Raw genomic sequence first — 16,244 nt, forward strand, 5'->3', positions numbered from 1 at the left:
TCTTATTTCTTGAAGCTGACCACTTCTGTCACAACCTCTTTTTAATAACCATAAAATCCTATTCCTTCATATCTCCAGCCCATTGGCGTTAGCCAATCTCTTTCTTTCGCACTTAAGGTATAGTGATGGGTACCAGTTTTTTCATTTGGATTGAATAGTCGATAGATTGGCTTGGAACCACCAGAGTAAAAACTTAGACCTTCATAGCGCCAACCGATTTTTGTTAAGGAGTTGATCTCAGATTGCGCCATTGTGTAATGATGGTCTCCGCTGTAAGGATTGTATAAACGGTAGACAGGCTGTCCACTGTTTGGTGCTTGCCAAGCAATTCCTTCATATTCCCAGCCTACAGTTGGCAGATAATTTTTTTCACCGGCATTCAATGTATACAAATGCTCTCCTGTATGACGATTATATAAACGATACATTGGAGAAGTTGAAGTTGGTGCTGTATCATACTGCGTCAGATTGTAAGTCTCGATTACATTGTTTAGTGTAGCACCATAATTAGGCGCAGTGGCATAACGACCGGTCAACCAAGCTGTAGCATCCTTGTAAGAGTTCGTATTGCTTTTCCATGCACCAGAATAGTAATACACGCCCGGCTGGAAAGAAGTCGTCTTCAATACCGTCACATTATCTTGTAATGATTCTTTGTACGAAGGATATTTTCTAAAAGCAGCATTTACCGTAATCCATTGTCCATTGACATATTCCGAAGTAGGCATCGTAACAGATTGGCCATTATAGCTTCCTTTGATTCCAAATAGATTGTAATTAGGAGCAGAAGCCAAGGTACTGTTCCCCCAGCCGCTTTCAACGATTGCTTGTGCAATCATGACTGATGCGTATAAGTCATTGGCACTTGCCAAGCTTTGTGCAGTGGATGCAATACTATCAATGAATGCTTGTTGAGAATTAGCAGATGAGCGGGCAGAAAAAGCGTAGCCAGTATAGTTTTCGAATTCAGACAAATCTGCTTGATGGGTATGTGTCAATGTTTGTCCATCTGTCAATTGGTTCGTGATTTCTTCCGCATTCTCTGGATTTTTCTGAGCTTCTGCTGATGTGCTTTCTTCCGTTTGCGGTTGTTCTGTTGTCCCTGTTGTTGATTCTTCAGTTGAAACCGTATTTTCGGAGACAGTAGCTGACTGCAACGTACTTTCTGTATCGTTTTCAATTCCTATTTCTGAAGAACTCGTTGTCTGAGCTGTGACTGTTCCTGTCGTTTCTTCAGCTAGCACGGTTGTGTTGGCAACTGCTAGATTTCCTAAAAGAATAACGCTAAATAATAAATTTCTTGCTTTCATTCTTTTTCTCCTTTAAATATGAAACTTTACCTAAATAACAGTGTAACTAAAAAAGTAAAAGTAAGTCAATGCTCATAATTAAATAACGTACGTTTCTTTATTTTGTGCTCTCAATGATCCTCATATATTCCTTTAAATTACTATAATTATAAAAAAAGAATTGACAAAACATAACTGTCTATATAAAATGATTACGTTAACAATAATTCGTTTCATGTGACTAGATCATACTAGGCATGAAAAATCTCTGAGGAACATGGTTTCCCTAGGAGGTTTTTCGTGTCTATTTTTGTTTGGTCGCAATCAACTGGTCTAGCAGACATGAAAACCAAATCTTCAAAAAGGGTGCGCGCATGAAAATCAAAAAGATCTTTAATCAAAATGCAGTATTGGTAGATGACGGTGGGCAGGAAAAAGTAGCTATTGGAAAAGGAATTGGATTTGACAGAAAAAGAAATGATTTGATCTTTGATCGTGATATTGAGCGGATATTCGTCATGGAGCCAGAAGGACAAATCAAATTGCAAAATCTACTCAATCAGATCGATGAACGCTTTTTGTTTGCAGCAGAAACAATCATCGATCATGCGGAAACTGTCTTGATGGAGAAACTGAATGAACATGTGTTGATCGCTTTGACCGACCACATTGCTTTTTCTGCGGAGAACATCAATAACGGTATCGTCATCCGCAACAAGCTTTTGAGAGAAATCGAAGTGCTTTACAGTGATGAATTCAGTATTGCTCAATGGGCAGTAGAATATCTGACAAAAGAGCTTGGGATTCCATACACTTATGACGAAGCAGGATATATCGCAATCCATATCCACAGCGGACGAAGCGGTCGAAATAATAACCATCGCAGTATCCGTGAAGTGACGATTGTATCTGATATCATCCATTTAGTGGAATCAGAATTGGAAACAGATATCCATTCAGAACCATTTTCACTGAATTATTCAAGACTGGTGAATCATTTACGACTGCTTCTACAACGAACCCATGCACAACAATATGCTGTCTTAGATACGGAAATCGTAGAAATGGTCAAACGAAAATACCCAGAAAGCTATAAGATTTCTAAAAAAATCCGTGTGTTGCTGACCAAAGAATACCAGCTCGCGATCACGAAAGAAGAACTGGGTTACTTGGCCATCCATATCGAGCGTTTAAGAAGCGCAATCGTACAAACAAATGTTAAAATCATGAGGAGGAAAAAAATTGAAAGCATATCTACAACGAATGGGACGTTCCCTTCAACTCCCAGTTGCGGTCTTACCTGCTGCTGCTTTGCTAGTAGGGATCGGAAACTGGTGGGCATCTTATAGTAACGACATTGTCGCTCATTTTTTACAAGCTGGCGGTAACGCAGTTTTAGGTCAATTGCCTTTGCTGTTTGCTGTTGGGTTAGCACTAGGGATGTCAGTGGACAAATCAGGTGCTGCTGCCTTGGCAGGTTTGGTTGCATTTGAAGTTCCCGTAAATGTTTTAAAAACTGATTCAGTAGCCACTTTATTGAATATCAAACCAGAATCAGTTGATCCATCTTTTGCTCAGATCAGTAACGTATTTATTGGTATTATTGCCGGATTGATTGCGGCAGCTCTTTATAATCGTTTCCACGAAGCAAAATTACCGATGGCTTTATCTTTCTTTAGCGGCAAGCGTTTAGTGCCAATCTTAGCTGCCTTCGTCATGCTGCTGATCAGTGCAGTGCTACTGCTCGTATGGCCTCCGGTTTACTCTGCTTTAGTTTCTTTTGCTAAATTCATTTTGAGTTTAGGATGGGTTGGTGCAGGTCTTTATGGCTTCTTCAACCGTTTACTGATCCCTACAGGATTGCATCAAGCAATGAACTCCGTGTTCTGGTTTGACGTAGCTGGAATCAATGATATCGGTAAATTCTTGGCTTCTGAAGGAACAAAAGGCGTAACAGGAATGTATCAAGCTGGATTTTTCCCAATCATGATGTTCGGGCTTCCAGCAGGAGCATATGCTATTTACAGAAATGCACGTCCAGAAAACAAAGCAAAAACAGCTTCATTGATGTTAGCAGCAGCTTTTGCTTCATTCTTTACTGGTGTAACAGAACCACTTGAATTCTCATTTATGTTCGTTGCTTGGCCATTATATGTTTTGCATGCCATTTTCACTGGGATTTCTTTAGCAGTGAGTGCATTCTTCCATTGGACAGCAGGATTTGCCTTTAGTGCCGGATTTGTCGATTACTTCCTATCTTTGAAAAATCCGATTGCGAATCAGCCTTTGATGTTGATCGTCCAAGGGTTAGTAACAGCAGTAATTTACTACTTTGGCTTTAACTTTGCTATCAAAAAATTCCATCTGATGACTCCTGGCCGCGAGGAAGCAGATCTTTCAGATGACGATACTGCAACGACTAATTCAGACAATAAATATGCTGCACAAGCAAACAAAATCTACGCTGCATTAGGCGGAGCTGACAATGTAACTTCAATCGACAACTGTACTACACGTCTTCGTTTGCAAGTCAAAGATACAGGCCTGATCGATCAAAACAAAATCAAAGCCACTGGCGTACCTGGAATGAAAATCATTGATGGGAAAAATGCGCAAGTCATCGTAGGTACAGAAGTACAATTCGTTGCAGATGAGATGGCAAAATTGCATGGTGGCGCTGCAGCACGACCTACACAAACAAACACTGTGGTTAAAACAGAGACGTTTGCCGGTGGAACGATCGAACAAGATATTTACGCTATCGCAAATGGGAAACTGATTCCAATCACTGAAGTTTCAGATGATGTATTCGCAGAAAAAATGATGGGTGACGGCTATGCTGTATTACCAGAAAATGGAGAAATCTTCTCTCCAATCGCTGGTACGATCACAAACATTTTCCCAACGAAACATGCCGTTGGTATCCAAACTGATTCTGGTATCGAAGTCTTACTTCATATGGGCATCAACACCGTTGACTTAAAAGGCGAACCATTCACTTTATATGTAGAAGAAGGTCAAAAAGTCGCAAGAGGTCAATTGATTGCTTTAGTTGATCTTGCTGCTATTCAATCTGCAGGCAAAAACACGGATATGGTCGTTGTATTCACAAATGGCGACAAAGTCCAAAACCTAGAAATTAAACCCGCACGTGATGTAAAAGCAAATGATAAAATCGGCTCTGTTTCCAACAAAGCCTGATCCATCGTCTTCCCCAGACTTTTTTATCGATAAACAAAAGCAGCTGAGACAAAAATCTTGTCTCAGCTGCTTTTTTCGAATAAAAACGGCGTTCTCCTGCCAACTCCGCGGTAATAAGTCCAGCCAAACGAAACATATGAAGAGCTATTTTTTATTTGACTCTTCTTATTACTTGATGCAGAACAGCTTTTTTACAACCTCTGGTAAACGGTGTTCAAAAACCAGTTTATCGGCATGAAGTCAAATTTATGCAAAAATGTGGAAAGCCATTTTCATAAAATTTTTCTTCATACTCAAAACTAAGCGGCTTTTTCACAACCTCTTTATATCATCCATTATTCCTGATCCAATATTTCTTTCAATGCTGCTTCAAGAGAGACTAATGGTTTTTCCAAAACTTTTTCTAAATCATCAGAAGAAACAGCTAACTGACCCTTTTTGATATCATGTTGGATCGCTAAAAACATGTCAGCTGCTTCTTGAGGGAATCCGGCTTCTTTTAGATTTTCGACAAACGCTGCATCACTTGCTTCAATAATTTCTAACTCTTTACCTGTCGCACGCTCTAATGCCTTGGCTAATTCTTCATAGTCAGTTAGATGGCCGGATAATTCTAAGATTTCTAGGGAGTCATTCTCTACTAGTACTTTTGCTGCGGCTTCTGCATATTCACGTTTCAATGCCCAACCTGTTTTTCCATTTCCTGCAGCATAAACGAATTGACCAGTTGTTAAAGCTTGCCCAATGATAGGTAATTCATTCTCTACATACCAATTGTTCCGTAAAAATGTATGGGGAATACCTGAATCCTTAATCGTTTTTTCAGTGAATTGGTGATCTGGCGCTAATACACTGATTGAGTGATCGGCATCTGCAAAACTTGTATAAGCGATATAAGATACCCCGGCTGCTTGCGCTGCTTTCACTACATTCTCATGTTCGGCTTGGCGATTTCCTGGAACGCCAGAGACAAAAAGCAATCGATCTATTCCTTTCAACGCTTCTTTCATTGAATCTAAATCATCATAATCACCAATACGTATGTTAAATCCAGCTTCTTTCAGTGCTTCTCCTTTTTCTTCACTACGTACTAGTGCATAGATTTCATTTTGTGGAACCATCTTTTTTAAGAATTCCAGCGCATAACCACCAAAACCTCCAGTTGCTCCTGTTACTAAATAATGCATCTTTCCCACTCCTTATTCCTTTTATTTGTTAAGATTTACAGCTGTACATTTATAAATTACACCTTTATCATAAAGAGTGTGGTAAGATAAGTCAAGCAAAAAAAATGAAAGGATGACAATTGATGAAGTATTCTCTGCAATTTAGTGATGCAATCCATGTACTTGCCTATATTGAAATGTTTCAAGATACCCGATTGCTTTCTAGTGAGATGATTGCCAGCAGTATCGAAACAAATGCAGCAAATGTACGTAAAATCATGAGTCAGCTCAAAAAATCCGGCTTGATCCTTACAAAAACCGGAAAACCGCAACCTTCCCTTGCCAAAAGACCAGATCAGATTTCTTTACTAGATGTCTATCGTAGCATTGAAGGTAATACACAGCTTATCCAAGTCGATCCAAAAACAAACCCAAATTGCGTCGTTGGTGCAAATATCCAGGAAGCTTTAGAAGAAAGCTACGCTCGGCTGCAGAAAAAAGCAGAAGAAGAAATGGCTAAGATCACACTTGATAGTCTGATACATAAAATAGCCGTTTTGGAAAAAGAAAAAAGACCAGAAAACACAGGCCTCGTAGAGAGATTTTTATAATTCTCTCTCCTGGGCCTGCATTTTTCTGATCGGAATCGTCTACATAAATTCTTTTATTCTCCCAGGAACAAAATCCTTGTCATGCCTCTTTTTCCTCTCTAATGCTCAGGTCAAAACGCTACTTTCACGACCTCTATATTATCATGGTTTGTTGACTACCGGTATCCAGATTTCTCCAATGTATTTCCCATCGGCAACACCCATTTCAACGACAGCATTCGGTCCCCCAACATAGGCGTAATCTTCTACTTCTCTTAAAACATGTCCAAAGGCCGTATTCGTCAAATCATTTCTCAACTCTTCAGACGACTCAGCAGAAGCGCTTACAATGAGATAGGTTCCTTTTGGAAATGGGATGATTCTCGTAGTGTTAGGAATATCCTGACTCGTTTGAACACCGACATAGTACATCATTTTCCCGTCATAGGGTTCGTTGACTGTAAAGAAATAATGATTTTCAGCAGATTGTTTCAAGGTGTCTATTGTTCCGTCACTGATGACTTTTTGCTCAAAGGCTTGCTTCTCTGCTGCCAAACCGACAAAATCTGTATTGCTACTTTTCAATTCCACACCAATACCTGTCACTGCAAACTCTGGTTTTTCTTCAATCTTATACTTTGCCATTTCTCCCACCCTTTCTATTATGTTAAGTTCATCTTACATAAAATTAAAGAGAAATGACACGATTACGCTCTTCTTGTAGGGATACTTTCATTTTTTAACTATTTTTTTGCTTTCACTGCAATCCAAATTTCACTGTAAACATGACTGAAGTCCTCTCCCCATTTTGTAAAAGAGATCTCGGGAGCTTCAACTAACTCATAATCTGAAGAAGGAAGCCATTCTGCATAGATTTTCCCCCAAGTGTCTTGTAAAGTTTGGGGAAATGGTCCTTTATTAGGAAAAATGGCCCAAGTGTGTTCTTCTATAGCAAACATTTCTAAATCAGCGTACGGATTTTCTTTTGTCGTAGCAAAGCCGATCATGTGCATCAAACTACCCTTTTCTTCCAAGCGGTCTCCATCAAATCCATAAGAAGCGTTGATTACTTGATGTGGATATAAATCTCCTAACTTATGCATCTCTTCCCTTTGAGTCTCCGTGATCGTCTGCGCTAACTTTTGTATTTCTTGATTAACTCCTTCAAATTGGACAGGGACTTTTTTCGCCACACCTGCCACATAAAACTGTTCTTTCTTTTCGATACGAAATTCCATCGATTTTTTCCTTACGCGTATCATCCGTGCTTAGACCATCATAACTATCAAGGACTGTAACAACGATTGGTAATGTTATTTGCCTTTTCGTTTCATATTGTTCAAGATTTGCTACGCCGCATTCTTTGAATAACTGTTTTCTTTCTGTTAATACAAGAGAAATCCTATCCAACATTTTTTGCAGCTTTTCGTCTTCCTCCAAAGTGACAATGTCTGCTGTGTGAGGCAAATTTTTTAATGGCAATAGACCATTATTCCCAAAGTCCAATAAATGAAAGTGAATCTGATCCGGCGTGTTCTGACGTGAAAGATTCATCGTAATCGTTTGCAATATTGTTGATTTTCCGTACCCCGGACTTGCAAATATAGCAGTGTGGCTAGCTTTTACCAAATCATAATTATAGATTTCTTGTGTTTGTTTGGACGGTATGTCTACTACTCCAAGCGGGATATCCATTTTTCTTTCTTTCGTTTCTTTCACAGACGGCGTCACGATCTGGTCTTCCAGATTGGGTAACCAAGGCTTCTCGGGGAGGATATAATCCGACTGTTGAAAAATTTGATCGATCTTGTCAATCACTGCCTCTAGTTGCGTTGGTAATTCGCTAGTATCTTTTCCTTGAATCACTTCCTCACCAGGATCATAGAGCACCTCTGATTGCCCTAAATCATTGATCATAAAAATCCGTTCGTCCACATTCTCTTCGATTATTTTGTCTGGATCATATGAAACACCGGCATAACCGCTTTGGAATAATTCATATACTTCATTTTCGCCAACTTTAAGATAACCACGACCAGGATTTATGATTTGAGCAGCATCTGGGGTTTTTAGTAATTCATTCGAATCTTGGACACTAGCCATTTTAAGTGCGATTTTACTTGTACTATTTGCTTCAATCTGGTCATTTACCACACCAGATGGCTTTTGTGTGGCTAGAATCAAATGGACTCCTAGCGATCGGCCGATTCGTGCTACTGAGGTCAATTCTTCTAAGAATTCAGGAACATTTGCTTTTAATTCAGCAAATTCATCTGAAACTAAAATCAAATGTGGTAATGGTTTACTAGGATAAGTGATAGCTGGATTAGGGTTTAGACGTTGTTTATATAAACTCATGTATCCATTGATATTGTTTACTCCATATTTAGCAAACTCTCTTTGTCTTTTGTTCAGTTCTGCTTTGATACTTGCCAATGCACGAGCCGTCCCTGCACCATCTAGATTAGTAATTGCCCCCATGAAATGAGGTAATTTTTCTAATGTATTTGCAATTCCTCCACCTTTCCAGTCAATAATCAGCATTCCGATATCCTCTGGAGAAAAATTAATCGCCAAACCTAGCAAATAGGTGGTCAAAAACTCCGATTTTCCTGAACCAGTCGTTCCTCCAACGAGTGCATGTGGACCATGAACCCGCTCATGCAGATCCCAATAGACATACTCCGATTTTCCTCTCCAACCAATCAAAGAACGAATTGATTTGTTTGGTTCAGCTTTCAACCAGCGAGTCCGAATAGAAAGTTCTTCTATTTTTTTCACTTCGTATTGATCTAATAAACTAAGACTTTCCGGCACCGCATTCTTCTCCACTTCCACGTGCTGCAGGTTCGCTAAACGCTGGATGGCTTGCTCCAGTGGATAGCTAGTTGGCAGATGATTTGGCAAGAAGGTCTGATTGATGTATTCGCTGTTTTGATTGATCAGGGTAGCAGATTCACTACTTTAATATTCGATGAGCGTTGTCGTTGTCTCCGGCAGCATGTTCAAGGCTTCTTTTCCCCAAATGACTGTCACACCGTAAAGACTCATGTCTTCAGCCAGAAATTCATTCAATCCATGACCTGAAAGCCAGCTTTCATCAAGGATCGAAAAAATGTAATGCGGCTGAAAAACAACTGTTTCATTTCCGGCTTCTTTGACTTGCTGGCGTCGCTTTGTCAGCATTTGATAAAAGGAATTCAGGACCATGTCCCGTGACTGTGCGTGATGGACGATTCCCCGAAGATTCAAATGTCGGATCTTCGTATGGGGCAGCCAGCGCCAGGCACTCCACTCCTTTTGATAATCCGCTTCCGGAACCAATGTGATGAATTCGACATCTCGGTACGAATGAAGAACCGATAATTGGAAAAGGATGGTTTGGACGGCGGTTCGCAGTACAGCAGATGGTCCTGCTAATCCTAGCGTCTGATCCTTTAGCGGAACGACGATTGGCGCTTCGTCCAACTGTTTATAAGGCCAGACGAGCTGTTCTTCTGCTTCTTTGCTCAAATCATCTTCTTCTGCTGGCTGGTAGTTCGTCTTGAAACTGGAGATGATTTCTCCTGTGCCCACTCGAATATTCAAAAAATCTTCATTGCGGCTCATACGCTCATAGATCCGCGCATGATATTCTTTAGCCATCACAGCCAAATCATCTATAGAAGGATTCATATACGCTAACGCTTCTTTTTGTTTTTGCTGCAGCTTGTTCAGTTCTGATTTTTTTTGAAGCATATACTGGCGGTAGGTGGTTTCCCGTTCCTCGTTTGTTCGTTTCGTTTCTTTTTTTTTGGTCAGATAACTGGAAACTGAAAAACCAGCTGTCAATAGACTCGCACCACCCATGCTCAGCATCATGATCGGGTTTCCTCCGCTAAGAAAACTTGTGGCACCGCTTAAAACGACCATACCAAGTGGTGGCACGATTGTTTTCAATAAGTCATTCCTGCCTTCTGTTTCTTTTGGTTTCGGTGCAAGGATCTCGATTTCATTCGCTGGTTCTTTCAAATGGATACGCGGGCTTCTTCTAAAAAATGGGAAATCATTCGGATATTCGGGAAGAAACGTTTCTTCTACCAGTTTCCATGGATCCAGCTGATAGTTTGTGCCCAGACTGGTGAAACGCAGCTGCTTTTCCCGGACTTCGATCACTAAACGATCGACCATCAACCGATCTCCTACGCCAAACGAAAATGTACCTTCTTGTATAAGCTGATCGTTGTAGTAAACACGTTCCTTACTCGGATAGATCTTCAGCTGATATTCTTTGGTTTTAGGATCGATAGGAATTGAGATCAATGCATCTGTTTCTAAAAAAACTGCCGATTTTTTCGCTCCGGAGATCAGAAAATCTTTTTTGGGTTTATTCGTAAAAACAGTTTCCAGCTCTTCATGTCTTAAAATCAGCAAGTGTTCATCTGACTTGATTGGTTTTCCGTCACACAATAACTTCTGGTCTTCATAAGTGAAGCTTTGACCGTTAAGTACGACTTGACGCTGTTTCTCGGTGAGTTGTTCATGGACGAACGTTTCACCAAAATAAAAAATATCAAAGAGGATCTTTACAGATGTCCGGATTTGATCACTTAATGGGACGAACCGATCAGTTGGCTTCATTTCCATCTTCTCCTCCTAACAACTTCATGTATTTATTGATCTCTTCTTCATACTTTGTGAGCAATTCTTGTTTTTTCTCACCTTTCATCTTGTTGTTGGTCTTTGTTGCATCGTATAACTTGGTATAAGTGTGTAAGATATATTGATTGTCACCAAGATTCTTAGCGACATCCAGTGCCTTATCGAAGTTCCCTTTTCCAGCATAGATCCAGTAAAGCAATGTGTTGTCGCTCGATTTAAGGGACAAGTTATTTAAAATAGCTGCCTTTTGTTCATTGGACAAATTGTCCAGTTGTACGGCACTGACTGCGGCAACATATTTAGCACCAGTGGGCAGTTTTTCAGGTTCGTCTTCTTTCAACGTATTCAAAACACCAGCGTAATCATTGGCGATATATTGTGTCTCAGCGGAACTGATACGCTCTTGTGCCGGGAGTTTATCCAGAGCATAGATCCCTGTCGCAACAGCAAATCCGATTGTCGATACCCCCAATACCAAGCTGCTCCATTTAAAAATCTGATGATTTCTTTTACTGACCACTTGTGTTTCTTTGGCTCGTTTTTGCTTTTGCTTCAGAATCTCCGTTGCTAGCAACTGATCGATGATTTCGATCGTATCTGCTTCGTTTATTTTTTTTGTAAAGGCATCTTTCAGCGTACCGCTGCCTTCGATCAGCAGTTCATAGTTTAATCTAGGATGCAGGATATAAAGGACCAATGCCCGATATTGCTTGATAAAATCATCTTCTTCATTGATATAAGGGACGATCGTTTCCATAAATCCTCGGTGCCCGATAACTAGTTCTTCTCCACGAACGAATAGATTAGCAGGATGGAGGAAAGGCTGAGCTGGACGGTGTAGAAAATCCGTTAAGAAATGGATTTTTTGTGCCAGCAGCAAACGTTGGAAAAGTTCTTCTTTTTTGACGACTTGTTCAAGCGGCAAGGTAGCCGTTTCTTTTTTATAGCGAATAACCAGCTTTTCTTCTGTTGCTTCTATAATCTCTCCTGACAGCATTCGGATACCAGGTGCTAAAAAGTGCTGATACTGTGTCAGTTTGTCCAGCCTATACTGATTGGCCTGCAGAGTCACCTCTACAGCGTTAGTCTCATTCATAAATCCAATGGTTTGGTCGATGTTCTGTATTTCTCTCACAGTGGGTTTTCCTCCCTGTTTTTTTGTCTTTCGATCACTTGTAACTGATCGCCATTGCCTAAAGAATAATCAGCTAAGATGGCCTCATTTCTCAAATGAATGGGTTTATTCAAAAGAGCCAATTCAAAATTTTCGGGAAGTCGGATATGAATGATTGGAAACGACTCTTGTAAAATTGTTTTCAGTCGTGCCACAGTGACTTGGCTTGGGACTTTCAGATCGATGATCCGATCAACTGTATGCAGACTGATACTGATTGTTGTACCTTTTTCCATGCTACACGCCACTCCTGCTCCTTTTATTTTTGTGATAAGCTAATTGTTTCCCTAAAAATAGACCGATTCCTATGCATAGGCTTCCGCCAAGAACATAGCCGCTAAAGGTAACCAGCTGATTTACTTTCCTTTGCTGCATGGTTGAAGAAGAAGTACTTTGGACTGAAGCAACAGTGTCTCCTTCTTTGAAGAGATAAGGCATTACTTTTTGGTCAAGAGCTTCTGGCTCAGTCGTTTCCTCAAAAAATATTTTTTCCTGTGCAGTTGAGACCAGTTCTTTTTGTTTTGCTTTCAATTGCTGATCTTTCGCTTCTTTCTCCGCCAAAAACAAGTCATTGATGGCAAAAGAGACCTCGTTTCCGCCTGCTTCCGTTTGCTGATCCTCATAGATTACCTGATTGTTGATTGTAAGAGACCCTTGTTCAGCATGCACACGTGTTCCGTCGAAGCTAATAGGAAAAAGAACACTCAAAATACCGATGATCCAACAGATTTTTCTTTTTTTATTCATGATTCACGCTCTTTTCTATCTTGTTCTTCAGGAAGAACAATGAGATTCAGAAACAGTCCTAAAACAAGAAGGATGGCGATCACAAGATAACTGACCCAACCGATACGGCCGCCATTCAGCAGGACTGTGAAACCATTTTGGATATTTTGGAGCGGTGACAGCCGATAGAGAAACTCGGTGAATGAACCTATTTTGACCGTCACTCCTAATAATGGTGTGAGTATGAAATACAATCCTAGAACGCTGCCGTAACCATATAAGGTAAGTTTCTTGAATTGCCGTAAACAGCCTGTGACAAGCAGCTGCATGCTGGCAAAGGTCAAAAAGGCATAGCTGAACCACAACAAGCGATTCGCCGTGCCAGCACTTGCACTGGTAGCACCAGCATAAAAACCGGCAAGTAAGATCGTCACAAACGAAAGAAGGAAGACATTAGGAACGTTCAGCCATATCCTTGTCGGCTGAACCAGCAGATTGGCTTCTGTCACTTTACGTTTTTTCATAAATCCTAGTAATGAAAGCCCTGCGACCATAAGCAGAATCGCGCCAGTTAATGTTGCGTAATAAGGAACTAACGAGATTTGTCTTGTTTGTCCGAACACACCTTTTCCTTGGATCGGCCGTGACAGAAAATGGAAAACTTGTGTATTGTCTGCTCCGCCGTTTTTCGTGTTGGACAACACTTTTTCAAAGGTCTTTGCATATTCTTCGTTTTCTTTCGTTATTTGCTTCGATTGTTGAATCGATTGATCCAGATTGGTGAGGATCGTTGTTGCATTTGTCTGAACATCAGCTGTCGTTGTTTTTAATTCTTCGATTACCGGCGCGATATCTTTGACTTCTGCAGCAGATTTCTCGGTGCTAGCAGCCGTTTCTTTGGATGATCGCATCAGTTCTTGCATCGTTTGGACTAAAGACTCTGTTTGGGTGGCAATTTGTTTCGTCTCGTTTTCTTCAGGATGCGGATTTTCTTCATTGATCACTGATGCGGCTTCGATTTTTGCTGTTTCGCCCCATGCATTGTATGAATCCTTGATTTGCCGGTTGGCATCTGTGAACCATCGATTCAATTTATCTGCTTCCTGTAGCAGTTTTTCCGGGATGGTCATCAGATTCAATGTGCCGTAAAGCGTAGGGCTGGCTTCTTCTTTATTCTGATCTGTTTCATGCCCAATGACCGCTTGCAGTCGATTGATCTGAGTCTCGGTGTCCTTGTAGATCCTGTCTCCTGATTTCTTGTATTCTTCATATAATTTATCGGTAATGACCGTTTGTTTCTCAGCATTCGTAATATTGTCATACCGACGATAGATCGATTGGTCTTTAGCTAGTTCCAGAACTGTTTTCCCTTGGTTTTCTGATGCACGGATCATGGCAGCATAAGACTGGACTGATAACGACTGGTTCGGATTACCGAAAAGAGTCGCGATTTGCTGCGCAGCAGTATCCAGTGCTTGTAAATGTGTCAGAATTTTAGGCACATCATCGATCAGCGGCTGATCCATCGGGAGATAGACGGCATACTGATGATCGCTTTGGACCGTTTCGTTCCTGCACCATGAATAGTAAAGTTCATTATAAGATGTCGCTTGTTCTATTGAGTTCAAATGCCAGATGATCGGCAGGTTGACCGTGAATGTCACCTGTTTCGGCAATTCTTTTTCTTGCGGGTCATCTGTTGAATCTTGTGTACTTTCTTCCGTTTCTTCGATTTTTTCAGGTGCTGCGAATGTAAATTGATGATCTGAATGGTCGATGATCGTAGTTTGATAGCGATAAGGATGCAGTTCATCATTCACTAACTGTTCGATTTCTTGCAGCTTGGGACCATCTAGCATCACACTGACTTGTTCTTGCGAATCAGCTGGTAATTGGATTGAATAAGTATTCTCTTTTGTCGGGTCCATGGAAAGCGTGACTGTTTGCTGCGGAATGGTGATCATTTCAGGATGTCCTTGTCTAGGATCTAAATACGTGAAATGGACCTCTTTTCCCAATGGCTTGTTCAAATCATTGGCGTATTTTCGGACGATTGCCAGTTCATCCAAGTAAAGGGAAGCTTGATCAGGTGTGATCACTTGCTGTTTTGCTAATTCGTCCACTAACTGTTCCAAGCTCTTGTCTGGGATCTGAGCCAATGAGGTCTCTAGTGTTCCTTGATACTCAGCGTTCAATTTGGGTGCGTTCCCTCCCAAATCGGAAATCAGCTGGAGGATAGCTGTTTTCACTTGCTCGGTGGTTGCTGTATCAGGAGTAGCTGCAGGATCGTTATAATAAGTCGCTGCAATCTGGCTTTTCAACTGGGTCAACTGTTCTGTCTGGGCTTGTAGCTCACCGATTTCTGACTGAAGTTCCGTGATTCTTTTTATTTGTGTCACTTGGAAAAGAACCGATTCTGATAAAAAACCGGCGTACACACCTGTGCTTTCTTGTTCATTGCTGGTATAAAAATCACCCAACTGGGACAAGATTGTTTCATTCAATTGATCATGCTGCTTTTTATAGTCTGCCGTATCTGTTTCCCATTGTTCGTTGAGCTGCTTTTTTTGCATCGCTACTTGATCATTGAATTGTCTGATCGATTCTTTCAGTTTTTCATTTGCCTGCTTCGTGTAGTCCTCGACCGATTCTTTGACTGCTTCAGTCGATTGGCTGCCTCCTTCTAATCCTTGATTGTTTCTGTCCAGCAACTCTTTGACCGACTGGACAAAGGCTTGCTGCTGGGCAGTAAAAGACTGATTGTCTGTGTCTAAAATACTGGCTGTTTCCAGCACATTCGTATAATTGCCTGGGATTTCTTTGAATGGACTGTAAATAGATGATTCCAAATTCGTCTGATAGTTTACTTGTGTTCCGGCGATTTGATTCACATTTTGCTGTGCTTCAAATAAATTCCCGACGATACTGGAAAAATACATTTGGATAATCCGCTGATTGAAGTCCGTTAAGATCGTGTTGACATTGTCTTGAATCATTTGATTCGTGATTTCATTTTGTCCATCTCGAACTTGATATTCGATCAATGCTTTTTCCGGATTGATACTTTTCAGCGAGAGCAATTTTTCAGAAAAATCTTGGGGAATGATGATTTGAGCATCAAATTGCCCGCTTTCTACACCAGCTGTAGCGATGTTTCGAGTGGTGGTTTCCCAGCGATTTTTACTGTCTTTATTGATCAATGTCACAAAATCCGAACCTAATGAATAATTTTTGCCTTCAAAGACTGCTCCTTTATCTTCGTTTACTAGTGCATATTGCATTTTCCCTGTAAGATCAGTTGTACTGATCGTGACGTTCTCATCTTTGAAACCTAAGTAAAGAAAGAAAAGCAGTAAAAATAAGCTAGCGGCAATTGTTAGAAATAATGAAATGTTCCTTCTAAAATCAGTTAACATCTAAACTCTTCCACTCCTTAAAATAAATGCGGTTAAAAACA

The 16,244-nt window shown here is 40.6% G+C and carries 9 protein-coding genes and 3 pseudogenes; 3 read left to right on the forward strand and 9 right to left on the reverse strand.

The window, feature by feature from the left end; all coding sequences use genetic code 11:
* Positions 1–41 precede the first annotated feature (41 nt).
* Positions 42–1,310: a glycoside hydrolase family 73 protein gene (locus QK255_RS12095; RefSeq protein ID WP_002329823.1), complete on the reverse strand. Its 1,269-nt coding sequence runs from the start codon at positions 1,308–1,310 to the stop codon at positions 42–44.
* A 353-nt stretch (positions 1,311–1,663) separates the two neighbouring features.
* On the opposite strand from QK255_RS12095, the pseudogene QK255_RS12100 reads away from it, so the two are divergent.
* Both QK255_RS12100 and nagE read left to right on the forward strand, forming a co-directional pair.
* Positions 1,664–2,535: pseudogene (locus tag QK255_RS12100) on the forward strand (PRD domain-containing protein).
* Positions 2,532–4,490, forward strand: coding sequence for an N-acetylglucosamine-specific PTS transporter subunit IIBC (gene nagE, locus QK255_RS12105; protein WP_002329822.1), 1,959 nt, complete (start codon positions 2,532–2,534; stop codon positions 4,488–4,490). Before QK255_RS12100 ends, nagE begins: the two are co-directional and overlap by 4 nt.
* A gap of 335 nt (positions 4,491–4,825) precedes the next feature.
* Here the strand turns inward: nagE and QK255_RS12110 are convergent, their stop codons facing one another.
* Positions 4,826–5,677, reverse strand: a complete 852-nt coding sequence (locus tag QK255_RS12110) for an SDR family oxidoreductase (protein WP_002329821.1) — start codon at positions 5,675–5,677, stop codon at positions 4,826–4,828.
* A 122-nt stretch (positions 5,678–5,799) separates the two neighbouring features.
* On the opposite strand from QK255_RS12110, the gene QK255_RS12115 reads away from it, so the two are divergent.
* On the forward strand, positions 5,800–6,267 hold the full coding sequence (locus QK255_RS12115; RefSeq protein WP_002314309.1) for an Rrf2 family transcriptional regulator: 468 nt from the start codon (positions 5,800–5,802) through the stop codon (positions 6,265–6,267).
* Positions 6,268–6,408: 141 nt separating this feature from the next.
* Here QK255_RS12115 and QK255_RS12120 read toward each other — a convergent pair whose 3' ends face one another.
* From QK255_RS12120 to esaA, 7 genes and pseudogenes are all read right to left on the reverse strand, one after another.
* The gene (locus QK255_RS12120) at positions 6,409–6,891 is read right to left on the reverse strand and encodes a GyrI-like domain-containing protein (RefSeq protein ID WP_002329820.1); all 483 of its coding nucleotides are present in this window, start codon (positions 6,889–6,891) and stop codon (positions 6,409–6,411) included.
* A 98-nt stretch (positions 6,892–6,989) separates the two neighbouring features.
* Positions 6,990–7,490, reverse strand: a pseudogene (locus QK255_RS12125) (GyrI-like domain-containing protein); the annotation flags it as partial.
* Positions 7,483–10,872: pseudogene (gene essC, locus QK255_RS12130) on the reverse strand (type VII secretion protein EssC); the annotation flags it as partial. The pseudogenes QK255_RS12125 and essC, both read right to left, overlap by 8 nt.
* Positions 10,853–12,022 carry a type VII secretion protein EssB gene (gene essB / locus QK255_RS12135; protein WP_002329816.1) on the reverse strand — a complete coding sequence of 390 codons (1,170 nt, stop codon included), beginning with the start codon at positions 12,020–12,022 and terminating at the stop codon, positions 10,853–10,855. The gene essB and the pseudogene essC, both read right to left, overlap by 20 nt.
* The gene (locus QK255_RS12140) at positions 12,019–12,297 is read right to left on the reverse strand and encodes an EsaB/YukD family protein (protein ID WP_002329815.1); all 279 of its coding nucleotides are present in this window, start codon (positions 12,295–12,297) and stop codon (positions 12,019–12,021) included. The genes essB and QK255_RS12140 overlap by 4 nt, the downstream gene beginning before the upstream one ends.
* 1 nt (position 12,298) lies before the next feature.
* Positions 12,299–12,808: a hypothetical protein gene (locus QK255_RS12145; RefSeq protein ID WP_002329814.1), complete on the reverse strand. Its 510-nt coding sequence runs from the start codon at positions 12,806–12,808 to the stop codon at positions 12,299–12,301.
* Positions 12,805–16,203 carry a type VII secretion protein EsaA gene (gene esaA, locus QK255_RS12150; protein WP_283341557.1) on the reverse strand — a complete coding sequence of 1,133 codons (3,399 nt, stop codon included), beginning with the start codon at positions 16,201–16,203 and terminating at the stop codon, positions 12,805–12,807. Before esaA ends, QK255_RS12145 begins: the two co-directional genes overlap by 4 nt.
* Positions 16,204–16,244 lie beyond the last annotated feature (41 nt).

Source organism: Enterococcus sp. ZQ21 (genome assembly GCF_030053755.1).
Classification (GTDB): domain Bacteria; phylum Bacillota; class Bacilli; order Lactobacillales; family Enterococcaceae; genus Enterococcus_B; species Enterococcus_B lactis.

Bases quoted from the DNA above. Each gene is read 5' to 3' on its own strand.
- QK255_RS12095 (WP_002329823.1), bottom strand. From the start codon at position 1,310: ATGAAAGCAAGAAATTTATTATTTAGCGTTATTCTTTTAGGAAATCTA.
- QK255_RS12110 (WP_002329821.1), bottom strand. From the start codon at position 5,677: ATGCATTATTTAGTAACAGGAGCAACTGGAGGTTTTGGTGGTTATGCG.
- QK255_RS12115 (WP_002314309.1), top strand. From the start codon at position 5,800: ATGAAGTATTCTCTGCAATTTAGTGATGCAATCCATGTACTTGCCTAT.
- QK255_RS12120 (WP_002329820.1), bottom strand. From the start codon at position 6,891: ATGGCAAAGTATAAGATTGAAGAAAAACCAGAGTTTGCAGTGACAGGT.
- QK255_RS12140 (WP_002329815.1), bottom strand. From the start codon at position 12,297: ATGGAAAAAGGTACAACAATCAGTATCAGTCTGCATACAGTTGATCGG.
- QK255_RS12145 (WP_002329814.1), bottom strand. From the start codon at position 12,808: ATGAATAAAAAAAGAAAAATCTGTTGGATCATCGGTATTTTGAGTGTT.
- esaA (WP_283341557.1), bottom strand. From the start codon at position 16,203: ATGTTAACTGATTTTAGAAGGAACATTTCATTATTTCTAACAATTGCC.